The 18,661-nt window shown below is 63.1% G+C and carries 17 protein-coding genes; 13 read left to right on the plus strand and 4 right to left on the minus strand.

Annotated elements, in window-relative coordinates:
- Positions 1–6: 6 nt before the first annotated feature.
- The 4 genes from nrdD (at position 7) to ACS5Q8_RS11895 (ending at position 4,699) form a co-directional block, all read left to right on the plus strand.
- Complete coding sequence (gene nrdD, locus ACS5Q8_RS11880; protein WP_017849317.1) at positions 7–162, plus strand: anaerobic ribonucleoside-triphosphate reductase; 156 nt, start codon at positions 7–9, stop codon at positions 160–162.
- Entirely contained in the window at positions 159–854 is a 696-nt protein-coding gene (locus ACS5Q8_RS11885; RefSeq protein ID WP_276193407.1) for an anaerobic ribonucleoside-triphosphate reductase activating protein, read from the plus strand. The genes nrdD and ACS5Q8_RS11885 overlap by 4 nt, the downstream gene beginning before the upstream one ends.
- Positions 855–924: 70 nt before the next feature.
- Positions 925–2,544, plus strand: coding sequence for a methyl-accepting chemotaxis protein (locus tag ACS5Q8_RS11890; protein WP_276193406.1), 1,620 nt, complete (start codon positions 925–927; stop codon positions 2,542–2,544).
- 895 nt (positions 2,545–3,439) lie between these two features.
- Positions 3,440–4,699 carry an IS256 family transposase gene (locus tag ACS5Q8_RS11895; RefSeq protein ID WP_276194114.1) on the plus strand — a complete coding sequence of 420 codons (1,260 nt, stop codon included), beginning with the start codon at positions 3,440–3,442 and terminating at the stop codon, positions 4,697–4,699.
- Positions 4,700–5,490: 791 nt separating this feature from the next.
- Here ACS5Q8_RS11895 and ACS5Q8_RS11900 read toward each other — a convergent pair.
- The 3 genes from ACS5Q8_RS11900 to gspH are packed head-to-tail and all read right to left on the minus strand — an operon-like array spanning position 5,491 to position 7,003.
- A complete protein-coding gene (locus ACS5Q8_RS11900) occupies positions 5,491–5,907 on the minus strand; it encodes a hypothetical protein (protein WP_465160223.1) in 417 nt (138 codons plus the stop codon).
- Positions 5,908–5,942: 35 nt separating this feature from the next.
- Complete coding sequence (locus ACS5Q8_RS11905; RefSeq protein WP_465160224.1) at positions 5,943–6,554, minus strand: type II secretion system protein GspJ; 612 nt, start codon at positions 6,552–6,554, stop codon at positions 5,943–5,945.
- Positions 6,551–7,003 carry a type II secretion system minor pseudopilin GspH gene (gene gspH / locus ACS5Q8_RS11910; RefSeq protein WP_276197636.1) on the minus strand — a complete coding sequence of 151 codons (453 nt, stop codon included), beginning with the start codon at positions 7,001–7,003 and terminating at the stop codon, positions 6,551–6,553. The genes ACS5Q8_RS11905 and gspH overlap by 4 nt, the downstream gene beginning before the upstream one ends.
- Before the next feature lie 93 nt (positions 7,004–7,096).
- Here gspH and ACS5Q8_RS11915 point away from each other — a divergent pair, with 93 nt between their 5' ends.
- A complete protein-coding gene (locus ACS5Q8_RS11915) occupies positions 7,097–7,525 on the plus strand; it encodes a type II secretion system protein N (protein WP_276197637.1) in 429 nt (142 codons plus the stop codon).
- Here the strand turns inward: ACS5Q8_RS11915 and gspI are convergent.
- A complete protein-coding gene (gene gspI, locus ACS5Q8_RS11920; RefSeq protein WP_276197638.1) occupies positions 7,512–7,898 on the minus strand; it encodes a type II secretion system minor pseudopilin GspI in 387 nt (128 codons plus the stop codon). The two genes, ACS5Q8_RS11915 and gspI, sit on opposite strands and share 14 nt — an antisense overlap.
- A gap of 148 nt (positions 7,899–8,046) precedes the next feature.
- On the opposite strand from gspI, the gene gspG reads away from it, so the two are divergent.
- The 8 genes from gspG to ACS5Q8_RS11960 all read left to right on the plus strand — a co-directional run bounded on the left by gspG (position 8,047) and on the right by ACS5Q8_RS11960 (position 18,474).
- Positions 8,047–8,496, plus strand: coding sequence for a type II secretion system major pseudopilin GspG (gene gspG / locus ACS5Q8_RS11925; protein ID WP_058427239.1), 450 nt, complete (start codon positions 8,047–8,049; stop codon positions 8,494–8,496).
- Positions 8,497–8,504: 8 nt separating this feature from the next.
- The gene (gspK, locus tag ACS5Q8_RS11930; protein WP_465160225.1) at positions 8,505–9,395 is read left to right on the plus strand and encodes a type II secretion system minor pseudopilin GspK; all 891 of its coding nucleotides are present in this window, start codon (positions 8,505–8,507) and stop codon (positions 9,393–9,395) included.
- Positions 9,392–10,474 (plus strand): type II secretion system protein GspL, encoded by a 1,083-nt coding sequence (gene gspL, locus ACS5Q8_RS11935; RefSeq protein WP_443696224.1) that lies wholly within the window; start codon positions 9,392–9,394, stop codon positions 10,472–10,474. Before gspK ends, gspL begins: the two co-directional genes overlap by 4 nt.
- On the plus strand, positions 10,467–10,979 hold the full coding sequence (locus ACS5Q8_RS11940; protein WP_276197641.1) for a type II secretion system protein M: 513 nt from the start codon (positions 10,467–10,469) through the stop codon (positions 10,977–10,979). The genes gspL and ACS5Q8_RS11940 overlap by 8 nt, the downstream gene beginning before the upstream one ends.
- Positions 10,976–13,282 (plus strand): type II secretion system secretin GspD, encoded by a 2,307-nt coding sequence (gene gspD / locus ACS5Q8_RS11945; RefSeq protein ID WP_465160226.1) that lies wholly within the window; start codon positions 10,976–10,978, stop codon positions 13,280–13,282. The genes ACS5Q8_RS11940 and gspD overlap by 4 nt, the downstream gene beginning before the upstream one ends.
- Before the next feature lie 924 nt (positions 13,283–14,206).
- A complete protein-coding gene (gene gspE, locus ACS5Q8_RS11950) occupies positions 14,207–15,625 on the plus strand; it encodes a type II secretion system ATPase GspE (RefSeq protein ID WP_276197643.1) in 1,419 nt (472 codons plus the stop codon).
- On the plus strand, positions 15,625–16,836 hold the full coding sequence (gene gspF, locus ACS5Q8_RS11955; RefSeq protein WP_276197644.1) for a type II secretion system inner membrane protein GspF: 1,212 nt from the start codon (positions 15,625–15,627) through the stop codon (positions 16,834–16,836). Before gspE ends, gspF begins: the two co-directional genes overlap by 1 nt.
- 474 nt (positions 16,837–17,310) lie before the next feature.
- Positions 17,311–18,474: a substrate-binding domain-containing protein gene (locus tag ACS5Q8_RS11960; RefSeq protein WP_247407671.1), complete on the plus strand. Its 1,164-nt coding sequence runs from the start codon at positions 17,311–17,313 to the stop codon at positions 18,472–18,474.
- The last annotated feature ends 187 nt before the right edge of the window (positions 18,475–18,661 follow it).

Raw genomic sequence — 18,661 nt, forward strand, 5'->3', positions numbered from 1 at the left:
TTCACCATGCAAACATCCCAGCCACAACGTCAGCGCTGCGAAGTCTGGACCCGGGTGATGGGTTACCACCGGCCGGTGTCCGCGTTCAACCCCGGCAAACAGTCCGAGCACAAGGAGCGTGTTCACTTTACCGAAGCGGCTTGTGCGGCCGGGCGCCAATGAGTCGAATGCTACGGGTTGGGGGCATGGTGCCCCTGACCACCCTCGACTACCCTGGCATGCTCGCCTGCGTGCTGTTCTGCCAGGGCTGCGCCTGGCGCTGTCGTTATTGCCATAACCCGGACCTGATCACACCGCGCGGAAGCGCAGAGATCGATTGGCGCCGGGTTCTGCTGTTTTTGCAGCGCCGCCAGGACCTGTTGGACGCGGTGGTGTTCAGCGGCGGTGAGCCGACCCTGCAGGAAGGCTTGCCGGCGGCGATGGACGAAGTGCGCGCCATGGGCTTTCGCGTGGGCCTGCACAGCGCGGGGATCAAGCCGGCAGGCTTTGCCAACGCGCTGCGCCATGCTGACTGGGTGGGTTTCGATGTGAAGGCCCTGGTCGAGGACTATCAAATGATCACCCAGGTCAAAGGCAGCGGCGCCGCCAATTGGCGCAGTTTGGAGACCTTGTTGGCCAGTGGCGTGGACTACGAATGCCGCACCACGGTGCATTGGCACCTGATCGACCCGACGCGCCTGTTACGCCTGGCCCAGCGATTGCAAGCCAGTGGTGTCAAGCGCTTCGCCGTGCAGATGGTACGCACGGCGAGCATGCTCGATGAGCAACTGCCGATTGCTCCGGCACAGATGGCGTTGCCGGAGTTATGGGGGCGCATGCGCGAGTTGTTTCCGGCTTTTGTATTACGAGGGTGACCGATCGCCCTCCCAGGATTTTTAAAGATGTTGCCCGTTTCGGGCCGATATTCATCAAGGAATGTTTAGAATGACGCAGTTAACCACGGCACAACGCATTGTCATCGGCTTCGCGATTGCGCCGCTGGCTCTGGTCGGTTTGGTGTTTTACGCCTTGCACGACCTGGCAACCCTCAAGCAACAATCCGAACAGATCGTGCAGCAGGACTGGCCGAGAATCGCACCGATCATGGTGATCGCCACCGGCGTGCGCGATAACGGGCGCAACACCCGCGACCTGCTGATCGACCAGGATAACCAGCCGGCCCAGGAGGCCATCGGCACCACCCGGCAGCGCATTACCCAGGCGTTCGCCACCCTCGAGCCGCTGTTCGATACCGCCGAAGGCAAGGCGGCGTATGCCGCGTTGAAAACCCATCGGGAAACCTACGTCGCGGCCTTTACCCAGGTGCAGGCGCTGATCAAGCAGGGCGCCCGCGAGCAGGGCCTGGCCCAGCTCAAACAGCAGGTAGTGCCGGCCGAACTTGACGTGTTCAAGAGCCTCGATGCGTTGATGGCTATGCAGGGCCGGCTGTTTGTCGAGCGCGAGCAAGCTGCGCAAATCCTCTACGACGATGCGCGCCGCACGATGATCGGGCTGTTGCTGCTGTGCGTGACCCTGGTCGTGGCGGCCGCCGTGATCGTCACGCGCAGCGTCACCCGACCTTTGGGCGGCGAGCCGGACGAGGTGGCGCGGGTGCTCAACCATATCGCCCAGGGCGACCTGACCATCGACGTGCCGCTGGGCAACAGTGCCGACGGCAGCGTGATGCGCAACCTGCACCGGATGCAGCAGAGTCTTAACCAGATGGTCCGGCAGATCGCCGCCTCGGTGGATGGCGTGGCCAGCTCGTCGGAAGAGTTGAGTGCGGTCAGCAGCCAGACCAGCAGCAGCCTGCAGTTGCAGGGCCAGGAAATCGAACAGGCCGCCACGGCGGTGAATGAAATGACTGCCGCCGTCGACGAAGTGGCGCGCAACGCCGTGAGCACCAGCGAAGCCTCGCGCCTGTCGGAACAGACCGCCCAGCTTGGGCGGGCGCAGGTGCAGGAAACCGTGGCCTCGATCAACACCCTGGCCACCGGCGTGGTGGAAACCTCCGAACGTATCCAGCAACTCGCCGGCCGCGTGCAAGACATCAGCGGCGTGCTGGACGTGATCCGCAGCATCGCTGACCAGACCAACCTGCTGGCCCTCAACGCCGCGATCGAAGCGGCCCGGGCCGGCGATGCCGGGCGCGGTTTTGCGGTGGTCGCCGATGAAGTGCGCGCACTGGCCCATCGTACTCAGACCTCGACCCAGGAGATCGAGCAGATGATCGGCAACATCCGCCAGGACACCGAACACGCCGTGGCCGCGATGCACGACAGCAGCGAGCGGGTGCAGACGACCTTGGGCGTAGCGCAGCGTTCGGGGGAGGCGCTGGATGAAATCACCCGGTCGATTTCGCAGATCAATGAGCGCAATTTGATGATTGCCAGCGCCACCGAAGAACAGGCACTGGTGGCGCGGGAAGTGGATCGCAACCTGGTGGGGATTCGAAACCTGTCGCAGCAGGTGTTGCAGGGAGCTTTGCATACCGAGACGGCGGGGCATGATCTGGCGGGGATGGCGGGGGAGCTGCATCAGACGGTGGCGCGGTTTAAGGTTTAAGGGGGGGATACGGTGTGCATATCCGTTATTTAGGTAACGGCGGCTATTGGTTCCGCTCTTACAGTGGGTCACTTTTGGCAAACGCCCCAAAAGTAACCAAAAGGTCTTTGCCCCACCACTCGGCACCTCGCCTGCGTTCGGCCAGCGTGGTTTACGGGGCGCCCCAGATCAAAAGCCAAAGCAAAGCAAAGCAAGGCGGCCTTATAGCCTACCTGATCCTGGAAGCCTAACTCGGTCAGAAATGTGGGAGGGGGCTTGCCCCCGATAGCAGTGTGTCAGCCAATACATGCATGACTGATCCACCGCTATCGGGGGCAAGCCCCCTCCCACATTTTGATCTCCATGGATCAGATAGACCTCATTCTGCTTTGCTCTTGCTCTTGCTCTTGCTCTTGCTCTTGCTCTTGCTCTTGCTCTTGCTCTTGCTCTTGCTCTTGCTCTTGCTCTTGCTCTTGCTCTTGCTCTTGCTCTTGCTCTTGCTCTTGCTCTTGCTCTTGCTCTTGCTCTTGCTCTTGCTCTTGCTCTTGCTCTTGCTCTTGCTCTTGCTCTTGCTCTTGCTCTTGCTCTTGCTCTGGCTTTTGATCTTGATCTTAGGCGCCCCGTAAAACCACGCTGGCCGAACGCAGGCTTGAATCCGTGGGTAACCCGGCAGGACGCCGGGTTAGCCGTCCTGGGCCAAGGATGGCCCATGACGGCGGCCCACGGATTCAAGCCTGCGTTCGGGCACACCGAGCCTAGGCGAGGTGCCGAGTGGTGGGGCAAGAGCCCTTTGGTTACTTTGGGGCTTTTCCAAAGTGACCCGCTGTAAGAGCGGAACCATAAGCCGCCGTTACCAAAAAAACGGGACTGTCATAAATTTTGTGTTCGGGCATAACATTGCAGAAGAGGTGCATATATGCCGACCAAAAAGAAACCGGCCCGTGAGGCCCCGCGTGATCTTCCAACCATTCCCAAAGAGCTGATCGACCAGTTCGTCAGCGGTCCGATGAGTGCCGAAGCCATTCAGGATGCGTCGATGGCGTTCAAAAAGGCGCTGATCGAGCGAGCCCTTGGTGCCGAACTGGGTCACCACCTTGGCTATCCTCAGGGCGCGGAGCGCCCTGAGGAGTCGAGTAACCAGCGCAACGGCAAGAGCGGCAAAACGGTGCTCACCGATGACGGCCCGCTTCGCCTGGACATTCCCAGAGATCGCGATGGAAGTTTTGCGCCGATCCTGATCCCAAAACACGAACGCCGCTTTACGGGCTTTGATGACAAGATCATTGCGATGTATGCCCGAGGCATGACGGTCCGTGAGATCCGTGCATTTTTATCCGAACAGTACGGAACAGAGGTCTCTCACGATTTCATCAGTTCAGTGACCGATGCGGTTTTAGACGAAGTCACTGCCTGGCAACAACGACCGCTTGAGCCGATGTATCCGGTGATTTTCTTCGATGCGTTGCGAGTCAAAATTCGCGACGAAGGTTTGGTTCGCAACAAGGCAATCTACCTGGCGCTGGGTGTCTTGCCGGATGGAACCCGAGACATCTTGGGCATTTGGATTGAAACAACCGAAGGTGCGAAGTTTTGGATGAAGGTCTTCAACGACCTCAAAACCCGAGGTGTCGAGGACGTCTTGATCGCAGTAACTGATGGCCTCAAAGGTATGCCTGAAGCGCTGAGCGCGGTATTTCCCGAGACGACGTTGCAGACCTGCATTGTGCATTTGATCCGTAACAGTCTTGATTACGCGCCTTGGGATAAGCGCCGCGAGCTGGCGAAAGCGTTGAAGCCGATCTATCAGGCACTCAACGCTGACGCCGCTGAACAAGCGCTGTTAGCCTTCGAAACCGGCCCTTGGGGCAAGCAATATCCAACGGTCGCAAAGGCCTGGAAGCGTGCGTGGGATCGAGTTATCCCCTTCTTCGTGTTTCCCCCGGCCATACGTAAAGTGATCTACACAACGAACGCCATCGAGAGTATCAACGCTCAGTTGCGCAAGATCATCAAGACCAGAGGCCATTTCCCAACGGACGATGCCGCGACGAAGCTAATCTGGTTGGGCTTACGCAATATCACCGCAAACTGGGGCAAGCCGGCACACGACTGGAAGAGTGCGATGAATCAATTTGCGATCTTGTATGGAGATCGATTTATCAGGCCGACCTGGTAAAACTAAGGCCTACCTAACGGCAGGCCGTTAACGGCCCGCACACAAAAAATCTGACACTCTCATTTCTGCGGTAACGGCGGCTATTGGTTCCGCTCTTACAGCGGGTCACTTTTGGAAAAGAGCCCCAAAAGTAACCAAAAGGGCTCTTGCCCCACCACTCGGTGCCTCGCCTAGGCTCGGCATGCCCTCACTCCGGCTTGAATCCGTGGGCCGCCGTCATGGGCCATCCTTGGCCCAGGACGGCTAACCCGGCGTCCTGCCGGGTTACCCACGGATTCAAGCCTGCGTTCGGCCAGCGTGGTTTTACGGGGCGCCTAAGATCAAAAGCCAAAGCCAAAGCCAAAGCGAGGCGGCCTTATAGCCGACCTGATCCTGGAAGCCGAACCCGGTCAAAAATGTGGGAGGGGGCTTGCCCCCGATGGCAGTGTGTCAGTCACTACATGCATGACTGATCCACCGCTATCGGGGGCAAGCCCCCTCCCACATTTTGATCTCCATGGATCAGATAGACCTCATTCTGCTCTGGCTCTGGCTCTGGCTCTGGCTCTGGCTCTGGCTCTGGCTCTGGCTCTGGCTCTTGCTCTTGCTCTTGCTCTTGCTCTTGATCTTAGGCGCCCCGTAAAACCACGCTGGCCGAACGCAGGTATTACGCAGCGGGTAAACCGGCAGGGATGCCGGTTTAGCCGTCCCGGGCCAAGGATGGCCCGTGACGGCGGCCCGCGGAGTAATGCCTGCGTTCGGGCACACCGAGCCTAGGCGAGGTGCCGAGTGGTGGGGCAAGAGCCCTTTGGTTACTTTGGGGCTTTTCCAAAGTGACCCGCTGTAAGAGCGGAACCAATAGCAGCCGTTACCAAAAAAACGGATATGTACTCAGCCGCCGCCGTTACCAAAAAAACGGATATGTACTCAGCCGCCGCCGTTACCAAAAAAACGGATATGTACTCAGCCGCCGCCGTTACCAAAAAAACGGATATGTACTCAGCCGCCGCCGTTACCAAAAAAACGGATATGTACTCAGCCGCCGCCGTTACCAAAAAAACGGATATGTACTCAGCCGCCGCCGTTACCAAAAAAACGGATATGTACTCAGCCGCCGCCGTTACCAAAAAAACGGATATGTACTCAGCCGCCGCCGTTACCAAAAAAACGGATATGTACTCAGCCGCCGCCGTTACCAAAAAAACGGATATGCACTCAGCCGCCGCCATTACCGAAAAAACGAATATGCCCCCATCACCCAACCCTACCAAAGCGGCCCCACCACCTGCCGATACCGCTCCACCCCCTGCGCCGTCTGCCGCACCAGACTCACCTCCACCCCCAGCGGATCTTCCCGCCGATTCCCGCTCAACTGCCGCCAGCCCTTGTCCGCCTCCCACACCCGCACCTGCACATCACTGACCCCGGTCAACACCACCACCCCATCCTTCGCCGCCGGCAACGGAAAACGATCCCGCGCCGGCGCTGCTGCGCGGTACAGGCTGTCGCCCTTGAGCCACCAACGCACCCGTTGCAACCCATCCCCCGCGACCGGCGCGCTGCGGATCACGTCCAGGCGAAAACCCCTGCTGTCGGAACTGCGCACCGTCACCGCCGCCAACCCGCTGGGCTTGGATTTTTCCTCTTGCAGGGAAGCCGGCACGCTCAGCTCAACGCTGGCGCGCATGTTGAGATCGCGCTGCAACTGGTTCAGCGCCCGCAACAGCGCCTCGGTCTGTTCCGTGCTGGCCTGCAGGTGCTGATCCGCGCGGGTCACGCTGTCGAGGCCGCGCCAGGCGATGAGGCTGACCAGCGCCATCAGCATGATCGCCACCATCACTTCGATCAGCGTGAAGCCTTGCTGGGCGCGGCTCATGGTGGGCTCACCACGCGCATCAAACCGGCGGCATCACGTTGCAGGCTAAGGCGGTGTTGCCCGTCGGACAGTTCCACCCGCACGGGCGGGTTGATCCATTCGGCGTCGAGCACCAAGGTTTGCCGGGGCTCGATCGTGACCTGCATCGGCGTGCTCTCCCACGGGCGCGGGCGCAGTTGGTCGTCGCCCTGGAACGACTCCACGCCCAGGCCGTCATCGCTGCGGCGGTTGAAGCGGAACCCCTTGGCGTCCGCGCGCCAGGTGATCGGCCGCCCATCGGCGCGGGCTTCGGCCTGGGCCACTTGCAGCAACTGGCTCAAACGCTCGGCATCCTTGCGCAGCAGGTGCAGCGGGTCGGGCTTGATCGTCAGGCTGATGGCGGCGCTGGCGATGCCGATGATCACCAGCACCACCATCAACTCGATCAGGGTGAAACCTTGCTGTTTCATGGGGCGGCACCTGGAAAGCTGGCGAGGTTATGAAATAAAAACGTGCGAATTGGCCTGTAGGCTGGTGCCACGGACAAACAGGAGGTCCTCCCCATGGCATTTGCCCTTCGTTTCTCTGCCGCCCACGGCGTGCAGGCGCTGGCCTTGCTTGCGGCGTTGGCCGGCGTGGCGGTATGGACGCCGTTGCTGCTCAGCACTGCCGAATCCCACACGCCGCCGGCCGCAGCCGATGCGGCGGCGCGCAGCGATAACCCGGCGTTGCAATGGTTTTCTACGGCGCCAGCGGCGCTGCAGGTCAAGGTCTCGGGAGTCTTGGCTGGAGCGCGGGGCGCGGTGGCGATCCTCAGCCTCAACGATGGCCCGCCGCGCAGCTTTCTGCTCGGCGAGCGCGTCAGCCCAGGCATGCGTTTGACGGCCATCGCGGGCGACGGCGTCGAGATCGAACGCGGCGGCGAGAAGGTGCGCGTGCAGCTCGACACATTGCCGCAGGCACCCGCCTTGCCACGGCTCACTCGGCCTTGACCTGTGGCCTGGCCAACGACGTCGCCAGGCGCGCCAGGGGCGGCGCCTCGCGGCTGATGTCCCACACCTGCACATCGACCTGCACCAGCCGGCTATCGGTGCCGCTGCTGAGGGTCTGCTCGCAACGCAATTTCAAGCGGCCCTGATCGCACTCGAAGGTCTTTTTGCCGGGGGTCAAATGCCCCTCCAACTGCAACTCCGCCAGGCGACTTTGCGCCGCCAGCAGCGCCATCGACTTGTCGCGCAACAGGCCGTTGCTCTGGGTCATCAGCCCGGCCACGCGCACGGCCGCGGCCATGGCCACCGCGATGATCGCCAGCGCCACCAGCACTTCAATCAGGGTAAAACCTCGCTCGTTGCGGTGCCTGCGCATGGCGTTCTCAAAGCCTGGAAACAGGTGCGCAGCCTAGCGCCGGCAGTTGACCGATTGGCGACCGAAACTCCCGAGGATTTTCAATACGACTGACATGTGTTCTTGCAACACTGCGCCCCGAAACGCACTCAAGCCAAGGAATGTCGAGATGGATATCGCACGCCTAACATCCCCATTGCCAGGCCCTCGCGGCCAGCGTGGCTTCACCCTGATCGAGATCATGGTGGTGGTGGTCATTCTTGGGATTCTGGCGGCGATGGTGGTGCCCAAGGTGCTCGATCGCCCGGACCAGGCACGTGCCACCGCAGCGAAACAGGACATCGGCGGGTTGATGCAGGCGCTGAAACTCTATCGCCTCGACCACGGCACCTACCCGAGCATGAACCAGGGCCTCAAAGTCCTGGTGGAGCGCCCGGCGGATGCGAAGAACAGCAACTGGCGCGCTTACCTCGACCGTCTGCCCAATGACCCGTGGGGCCACCCCTATCACTACCTCAACCCGGGCGCCAACGGTGAGGTCGATGTGTTCTCCCTGGGCGCCGACGGCCAGCCGGATGGCGACGGCGTGAATGCCGATATCGGCTCCTGGCAGCTATAAGGCGCCCCATGAAACGGCATTCGCCCGCAGCGGCGAAGCAGCGCGGCATGGCGATTATCAGCGCGTTGCTGATCGCGGCGGTGGTGGCGGTGATCGCCGGCGCCATGCTCACGCGTCAGAGCGTATTCACCCGCAGCGTGGAGGCCGAGCAATTGCGCATTCAGGGCCAATGGTTGTTGCAAGGCAGCCTGGAACACAGCCGGCTGCTGCTATGGGATGCCCGTCAGAAGGACGTGCTGACCCGTCTTGATCAACCGTGGGCACGTCCTCAGGGCGGCGCGTTTGAAGGGCGCCTGGAGGATGAGCAGGGCAAGTTCAACCTGCGCAACCTGGTCAGTCGCCAGCAGGTAGTTGCCGAACAGGTGCAAAGTTTCGAGCGCCTGTGCCGCCTGATCGGCATCGATTCGGCTGTGAGCCAACGCATCAGCCAGCGAGTGATCGGGTCCTACGAGCAACGTGCCGACAAGTCCCTGCTGCCGGCCCGCTACCCGATGCTGCGCAGCCTGGATGACTTGAGCGGTATCGACGGCCTGGACACGTTGCTGCTAAGGCGCCTGCAGACCTTCGTCAGCGTGCTGCCCGGTAATACTTGGGTCAACGGCAACACCGCCAGCGCCGAAGTGCTCAGCGCGGTGGTGCCGCAGCTCAGCCTGGCCCAGGCCCAGGCGCTGGTGGCCGAGCGCGACAGCGGGCGTTGGTTTATCAACCGCGGCGATTTCGTCAACCGCCTGCACCTGCCGCAAGTGGCGGTAGAGAGCGTGCAGGTGGGCATTACCAGCGAGTGGTTTCGCCTGCAGGGCCAGGCCCGCCGTGAACAGCGCCGGGTGACGATCGACGCGTTGTTGCATCGCCCCGAAGACCGCCGGCCCCAGGTGATCTGGTCGCGGGTGGGCGCATGAAACGCCTGCGGATCGGCTTGCCGCCACTCGATCAATTGACGGCCGACAGCCAGGTGCAATTTGCCTGGCTGGAGCGTGGCGCGGTGCTGAGCGAAGGCCGCGAAAGCCTGCTGCAGTTGGGCCGGTCCAAGCCGCAGGTGGAGTGTTTTCTGCACCCTGCTGACAGCCTGCTGACCAGCCTCGACCTGCCGCCGCTGGCCGCCGCCAAAACGGCGGCCGCCGTGGCCTGTGCCGCACAGGCGTTGATTCTCGGGCCGGTGGAGCAGATGCAGGTGGCCCACGGCCCGCGTGACAGCGATGGGCGCGTGCAGGTGGCCTGGGTGCCCAAGGCCGGGTTGGCGCGACTGGGCCAGGTGTTGGCGCAGGGCCGGCTCACGTTGCGCGGCCTTTACCCGGCGCCGTATGCCTTGCCGCCAGGCGCTGCGGCCATGCACGAGGGCTACTTGCTGACGCGCCATAGCGTGCAACAAGCGACGGTGCATCCGCTCGGGCAACAGACGTTGGATCAAGGGCTGGGGGTGCCGCTGGTGCAGGAGGCACAGCGCTGGAGTGGCGTCGTACCCGGCTGGGGCTTGCACGGCCGTCTCAACCAACCGGCGAGCGGCGGCTGGGGCAGGGCGCTGGCCGCTGTCGCCCTGGCCACTGCCATTTGGACCCTGGGCCTGAACCTGTACGCCGCGCGCCAGGCGGACGAAGGCCAGCAGCTCAAGGCGCTGCTGAGCCAGCAAGTGCGCCAGGCCTTCCCCGAACTGCCGGTGATCCTCAACCCCTTGCAGCAGGCCCGCCAACAGTTGGCCGCCCGCCAAACCGGCGCCGCCGCCGACCCCGGCCAGCGCTTTGGCAGCCTGCTGCAAGTGGCCGGTAGCAGCCTGCCGTTCATGGTCGGCAACGTCGACAGCCTGACCTTCGAACAGGGGCGCTTGCACCTCGGGTTGCTGGCCGACAGCCGTAGCCCCGCCGTGCAAGGCGATTGGCAGGCGGCGCTGGCCCAGGCCGGGTTTGGCGCGACGCGCGATGAGCACGGCTGGACCCTCGGCCCGGTGGACGCCGCTGAAAAACCGGGAGCGGGTGATGAATAAGTGGCGCCGCCTACGCAGCCAGGCCCAGGCGTTCTGGAGCGGCCTGGCCCTGCGCGAACAACGCATGCTCAGCGGTGCCGGCCTGGTGTTGGCCAGTCTGTTGACCTGGCTGGTGCTGATTCAGCCACCCTTGAAGAAGATTGCGTATTGGCAGGCCGAAACGCCCAAGTTGCGCGCCCAGGCCGACACCTTGCACGCGCTGTTGCAGGGCGTCGTGGCGCCTCGTCCCGCCGATGCCGCCGGGCTGCAACAGGCCCTGGATAGCGCCGGCCTGCAAGGTCGTTACCAGTTGCAGGCGCTGGACGCCGGTGGCTGGCGCCTGAGCTTCGACAACGCGCCGGCCGATGCGGTGGTGGAGTGGTTGCTGGGCAACCCGCGTTCATTTTCCCTGGAGGTGTCCGAGGCGCGTTTGCAGCGTAGCGCGGACGCCGTCGACAGCTCGGCCGGCACTGTGTCCGGGACCGTTCGCATGGATCAGGCGCTTGGCGCTAAGGAAGCTTCATGAAGTGGTCAGTCCCCAACCCTGCGCCTTTTCGCAAGGTCGCGCCGCTGCTGTTACTGGCCTTGAGCGCGTGCAGCAACAACCCGTCGCCGACCACGCCGTTGCTGGTGGACAGCGAACTCGGCCAACCCCTGGCCGACACCCGGCGCAGTAGCGAGAGTGTGCTGGAGCGTCAGCACGAACCCGCGCCCAAGCCCCGCCTCCAGCACCCGCTGACCAACAGCGCCCGTGGCCACGCCCCGGCGGCGGTCAAGGCGCGCAACCCACTGGGCGATCAGCCGGTGCAACTGAATTTTGTCGACGCCGATATCCAGGCGGTGGTGCGTGCGCTGTCCCGTGCCACCGGCCAGCAGTTTCTGGTCGACCCTCGGGTCAAAGGCAACCTGACCCTGGTCAGCGAAGGCCAGGTGCCGGCGCATCAAGCCTACGACATGCTGCTGGCGGCGCTGCGCATGCAGGGCTTCAGCGTGGTCGACGTCGGCGGCGTGGCGCAGGTGGTGCCGGAGGCGGATGCGAAGTTGCTCGGCGGGCCGATCTACAGCGCCGGCAGCAGCGGCATGCAGACCCGCACCTTTCGCCTGCAATATGAAAACGCGGTGAACCTGATCCCGGTGCTGCGCCCGATCGTCTCGCCGAACAACCCGATCAACGCCTACCCCGGCAACAACAGCATCGTCATCACCGACTACGCGGAAAACCTTGCGCGGGTGGCGCAGATCATCGACGGCATCGACACCCCCAGCGCCATCGACACCGACGTGGTGATGGTGCAGAACGGCATCGCCGTGGACATCGCCGCCATGGTCAGCGAACTCCTCGACACCCAGGGCGCCGACCAGACCCAGAAGATCAACGTGATCGGTGACCCGCGCTCCAACTCGATCATCATCCGTGCCGGCAGCCCCGAGCGTACCGAGCTGGCGCGCAACCTGATCTACAAGCTCGACAATGCCCAGAGCAACCCGAGCAACATGCACGTGGTCTACCTGCGCAACGCGCAGGCGGGCAAGTTGGCGCAGTCGCTGCGTGGCTTACTCACTGGCGAGAGCGAGGCCGGCGTCAGCGACGAGGCGCGGGGCAAACTCAGTGCCATGGGCGGCAATGCGCAGAGCACGCAGGGCAGCAGCACCGCGCAGAATAGCAGCGGAACGCCCACCGGCAGCGGCGTGCAGACCGGGTATGGCCAGGATAAGAAAGCGACTGGCAGTACCCCCGGCAGTGATCAGAACACCGCGTTCAGTGCTGGCGGCGTGACGATCCAGGCCGACGCCACCACCAACACCTTGCTGATCTCCGCGCCGGACCCGCTGTACCGCAACCTGCGCGAAGTGATCGACATGCTCGACCAGCGCCGCGCCCAGGTGGTGATCGAAAGCCTGATCGTCGAAGTCAACGAAGACGACGCCAGCGAATTCGGCGTGCAATGGCAGGCCGGCAACCTCGGTGGCAAGGGCGGTTTTGGCGGGGTGAACCTGGGGGGCAGCGGGGTGAATGCCACGTCCACCAGCAAGACCAGCATCGATGTGTTGCCCAAGGGCCTGAATATCGGCCTGGTCAATGGCAGCGTGGACATCCCCGGGATCGGCAAGGTGCTCGACCTCAAGGTGCTGGCCCGCGCCTTGAAGAGCAAGGGCGGCACCAACGTGCTGTCGACGCCGAACCTGCTGACCCTGGACAACGAAGCCGCGAGCATATTTGTCGGGCAGACCATTCCGTTCGTCACCGGCAGCTATGTGACGGGCGGCGGCGGCACCAGCAACAACCCGTTCCAGACCGTGCAGCGCGAAGAAGTGGGGCTCAAGCTCAACGTGCGCCCGCAGATTTCCGAGGGCGGCACGGTGAAGCTGGATATCTACCAGGAAGTCAGCAGCGTGGACACGCGGGCGTCGGTGGACGCGGGCACCGTGACCAACAAGCGTGCGATCGATACCAGCATCCTGTTGGACGACGGGCAGATCATGGTGCTCGGCGGGTTGTTGCAGGACGGCTATAGCCAGAGCAATGACGCGGTGCCGTGGCTGTCGGATATCCCGGGGTTGGGCGCGTTGTTTCGCAACGAAAAGCGCAGTGTGAGCAAGACCAACCTGATGGTGTTTTTGCGGCCCTACATCATTCGCGACAGTGGCGCGGGGCGCAGTATTACGTTGAACCGCTATGAGTTCATGCGCCGCGCCCAGGGAGGCTTGCAGCCGGAGCGCAGTTGGGCGCTGCCGGATGTGCAGGCGCCGCAGTTGCCGTCGGTGGAGAAGGCGATTCCGGGGGCTGGGCCGAGGGCGGTGATCAGGGCGGTGCCGGCTCGTGATTGATGTTGAGCGAGGACATATCCGTTTCTTCGGTAACGGCGGCTTATGGTTCCGCCCTTACGGCGGGTCACTTTGGAAAAGCCCCAAAGTAACCAAAGGGCTCTTGCCCCACCACTCGGCACCTCGCCTAGGCTCGGTGTGCCCGAACGCAGGCTTGAATCCGTGGGCCGCCGTCATGGGCCATCCTTGGCCCAGGACGGCTAACCCGGCGTCCTGCCGGGTTACCCACGGATTCAAGCCTGCGTTCGGCCAGCGTGGTTTAACGGGGCGCCTAAGATCAAAAGCAAGATCAAAAGCGGCTCGCTTCGCATCGTGGTTACGCGGGGGGGCGGCGCTTTTTCATGGCTTGGATTTGTGCCACAAAGCTGCTGGAATCAATGCAGTGCCCAGACGGGGGCTGTCGGATTTGACTGAGAACTCCCAGGCACTCACCGCTTCAAAATGTGGGAGGGGGCTTGCCCCCGATAGCAGTGTGTCAGCCAATACATGCATGACTGATCCACCGCTATCGGGGGCAAGCCCCCTCCCACATTTACAGCGCGCGCCAGCTCCCAAAGGGGGAGAGCATATGTTTCCGAGATCAGGTCGGCTACCAGGCCGCCTCGGCTTTGTTTTTGATCTTGATCTTAAGCGCCCCGTAAAACCACGCTGGCCGAACGCAGGTATTACGCAGCGGGTAAACCGGCAGGACGCCGGTTTAGCCGCGCCGGGCCATGGATGGCCCGTCGCGGCGGCCCGCGGAGTAATGCCTGGGTTCGGGCACACCGAGCCTAGGCGAGGTGCCGAGTGGTGGGGCAAGAGCCTTTTGGTTACTTTTGGGCTCTTTCCAAAAGTGACCCGCCGTAAGGGCGGAACCAATAGCCGCCGTTACCGCAGCAACGGATATGTACTCAGTCCATCTAAAGCCAGCGCAAGCGAGCAAATCCCATGAGCCTGCTCCCCTACGCCTGGGCCAAATCCCAGCGCATCCTTCTGCGCCCCGGCGCGGCTGGCATGCGGCTGACCGTCTGCCCGTCGACCCCCGGCTGGTCGATCAGCGAAGTCCAGCGGCAGTTCGGCCAGAGCCACCTTGAACAGGTACGCGACGACGAACTCGACGGCCTGCTCGCCAGCGCCTATGCCGACACCGGCAGCGCCGCCGCGGTGGTTGGCGCCGCCGAAAACGAAGTCGACCTCGACCGCCTGATGCAGGACATGCCCGAGATCACCGACCTGCTCGACACCCAGGACGGTGCGCCGGTGATCCGCATGATCAACGCCTTGCTGACCCAGGCCGCCCGCGATGAGGCCAGTGACATCCACATCGAACCCTACGAAACCCATTCCGTGGTGCGCTACCGCGTCGACGGCACCCTGCGCGACGTGGTCTCGCCGCGCAAGGCGCTGCATGGCGCGCTGGTGTCGCGGATCAAGATCATGGCCCAACTCGACATCGCCGAAAAACGCTTGCCCCAGGACGGCCGCATCGCCCTGCGCGTGGCCGGGCGGCCGATTGATATCCGCGTGTCGACAGTGCCCACCGGGCATGGCGAGCGCGTGGTGATGCGGCTGCTGGACAAACAGGCCGGGCGCCTGCAACTGGAAACCCTGGGCATGGAAGCGCACCTGTTGGCGCGCCTCGACACGTTGATCCGCCAGCCCCACGGCATCGTGCTGGTCACCGGGCCTACCGGCAGCGGCAAGACCACCAGCCTCTATGCCGCGCTGGCGCGACTGGATGCGAGCACCAGCAATATCCTCACCGTCGAAGACCCGGTGGAGTACGACCTGCCAGGTATCAGCCAGATCCAGGTCAACGCCAAGATCGACATGACATTCGGCCTGGCCCTGCGCGCGATCCTGCGCCAGGACCCGGACATCATCATGATCGGCGAAATCCGCGACCTGGAAACCGCCCAGATCGCCGTGCAAGCCTCGCTCACCGGCCACCTGGTGCTCGCCACCCTGCACACCAACGACGCGGTATCGGCAGTCAACCGCCTGATCGACATGGGCGTCGAACCGTTCTTGCTGGCGTCTTCGCTGTTGGGCGTGTTGGCCCAGCGCCTGGTGCGGCGCCTGTGCCCGCACTGCAAGCAGGCAGACCCGGCCGCGCCCGGCACCTGGCGGCCGGTGGGCTGCGCGCAGTGCAACCAGATCGGCTACAGCGGGCGTACCGGCATTCATGAATTGTTCTGCGTTGACGACGAGGTGCGCAGCCTGATCCACCAGGGCGCTGGCGAACAGGAACTGCGCCTGGCTGCACGCCGCGCCGGCATGTTCAGCCTGCGTGAAGACGGCGAGCGTTGGGTGCGCAGCGGCACCACCGCCGCCGAAGAAATCCTGCGCGTGACACGGGACGCCTGATGAATCGCTATCGCTATGAAGCCGCCGACGCCAGCGGCAAAGTCGAGGCCGGGCACCTGGAGGCCGACAGCCAGAGCGCGGCGTTTGCCGCGTTGCGCAGCCGTGGCCTGACCGCGTTGCGGGTGCAGGTCGAAGGCAATCAGCAGGCAGCGGGCGCCAGCAGCCTGTTCAGCGCCAAGCTGTCGGACAACGACCTGGCCTGGGCCACACGGCAACTGGCGAGCCTGCTCGGCGCCAGCCTGCCGTTGGAGGCGGCGCTGAGCGCCACGGTGGAACAGGCCGAGAAAAAACACATCGCCCAGACCCTGGCCGCCGTGCGCGCCGATGTGCGCGGCGGCATGCGCCTGGCCGATGCCCTGGCGGCGCGGCCTCGGGACTTTCCGTCGATCTACCGCGCGCTGATCGCGGCGGGGGAGGAGTCCGGCGACCTGGCCCAGGTGATGGAGCGCTTGGCCGACTACATCGAAGAGCGCAACAACCTGCGCGGCAAGATCCTCACCGCGTTCATCTACCCTGGCGTGGTGGGGCTGGTGTCCATCGGCATTGTGATTTTCCTGTTGAGCTACGTGGTGCCCCAGGTGGTCAGCGCGTTCTCCCAGGCGCGCCAGGACCTGCCGGGGCTGACCCTGGCGATGCTCAACGCCAGCGACTTTATCCGCGCCTGGGGTTGGCTGTGTTTTGCCGGGATCGTCGGCAGCTTCTGGGCCTGGCGCCTGTACCTGCGCAACCCCGTGGCGCGCCTGAACTGGCACAGCCGGGTGCTGCGCCTGCCGCTGATCGGGCGCTTTGTGCTGGGCCTGAACACCGCACGGTTTGCCTCGACCCTGGCGATCCTCGGCGGCGCGGGGGTGCCGCTGTTGCGCGCCCTCGAAGCGGCGCGCCAGACCTTGTCCAACGAGCGCCTGAGCCAGTGCGTCAACGACGCCACCGCCAAAGTGCGCGAAGGCGTCAACCTTGCGCCCGCGCTGGCGGTGGAGAAGGTATTCCCGCCGGTGCTGATCCACCTGATCGCCAGCGGCGAAAAAACCGGCTCACTGCCGCCGATGCTCGAACGCGCGGCGCAGACCCTGTCGCGGGACATCGAGCGCCGCGCCATGGGCATGACCGCGCTGCTCGAGCCACTGATGATCGTAGTGATGGGCGCCGTGGTGCTGGTGATCGTGATGGCGGTGCTGTTGCCGATCATCGAGATCAACCAACTGGTGACCTGACTACACGCGGTCAAAAATGTGGGAGGGGGCTTGCCCCCGATTGCGGTGGGTCAGTTTATGCATCTGTGGCTGACACTCCCTCATCGGGGGCAAGCCCCCTCCCACAGTGGACCCTATCTGTTCAGTTGATGTCGGGGTGGGCCGATACCGCCAGCCCCAGACCTCGGGTTCCTCATTCCGTCACATCCAAGCCCCTCGCCACCGCCCGCGCCGCCTTGACGAAACCCCCACTGAAACCGCGCTGTCACCTGCCTCCAAACCGCTCAAAAGCATGACCAAAACACCCGAGAATCTTTTTAAAAATCAAGCCCTTCCTCCCGAGGTTTTTTCCCATTGCTGTCATCGGAAACTGCGAAATTCTCTAGCCATGGCCTCACCCCCAGCCACCCCCGGAACACGGCTTGGGACCGGAGCCATGGCGTCATGCAAGAGCCATCTACCCAAACGTACAAACACGACGAAAGGAGATTCTTCATGTTTAAGCGCAACGTTCTCGCGGTATCCATGACCCTCGCTGCACTGTGCTCGGCACAGGCTGCAATGGCTGACATCAACGGCGGCGGCGCCACTTTGCCACAAGCGCTGTACCAGACTACAGGCGTCCTCACCACCGGTTTCGCCCCTTACATCGGTGTGGGCAGCGGCAACGGCAAGGCAGCCTTCCTGACCAACGACTACACCAAGTTCGTGGCGGGCGTTACCAACAAGAATGTGCATTGGGCCGGTAGCGATTCGAAACTGAGCGCGACTGAGTTGTCGACCTACCTCACCAACAAACAACCTACCTGGGGCAAGCTGATCCAGGTGCCATCGGTTGCCACTTCGGTCGCCATTCCCTTTAACAAAGCAGGCACTGCGAATGTCGATCTGAGCGTCAACCAGTTGTGCGGCGTGTTCTCGGGCCGTCTGACTGACTGGAGCCAGGTCACTGGTTCCGGCCGCACTGGCGCCATCACCTTGGTGTACCGCAGCGAGTCCAGCGGCACCACCGAACTCTTCACACGCTTCCTTAACGCCAAATGCTCCGAGGCACTGCCTTTTGCCGTGACCACGACGTTTTCGTCGAGCTACGGCACTGGCGTTCCATCCACCGCAGTGGCCGCCACCGGCAGCCAAGGCGTAATGACTGCGCTGAACGCGACTGACGGTGGCATCACTTACATGAGCCCGGACTACGCCGCGTCTACCCTGGCCGGTCTGGATGACGCCACCAAGGTCGCCAAGGTTGGCGGTGTTTCCCCAGCCCCGGATAACGTCTCGGCAGCCATTGCGGTGGTGCCGGTTCCAACCAACGTCAACGATCAGAACGCCTGGGTACCGGTGTTTGGCCCTGCCGGTTCGGCGGATCCAACCGTTGTGCCATACCCCACCACTGGCTACCCGATCCTGGGCTTCACCAACCTGATTTTCAGTCAGTGCTACGCCGACGCGACCCAAACCTCGCAAGTGCGTGCGTTCTTCACCCGCCACTTCGGTTCCAGCGCCTTGAACAGCAACGACAACGCCATCAAGGCCAACCGCTTTGTGCCGCTGCCGACCACCTGGAAAACCGCTATTACCAATAACTTCGTCACTGCGACCAGCACGCTGAGCATCGGCAAGGCTGACGTCTGCAACGGCATCGGTCGTCCGCTGTAACCCTCGCTTCAACGACCTGCAATACCTGATCAGCAACGGCCCGTGCCGTTGCTGATTTTTTGCATTTCTGCCTGCGGTTAGCAGGCCTATATGAACTTTGCATGACAGAAGTTCAGTCGTGCTCCTTGCCAACCGCCTAACCCACATACGTGAGCCTGTCTTACCCCTGGGCGTTAACAAAGAAGGA

The organism is Pseudomonas sp. PAMC25584 (assembly GCF_058135675.1).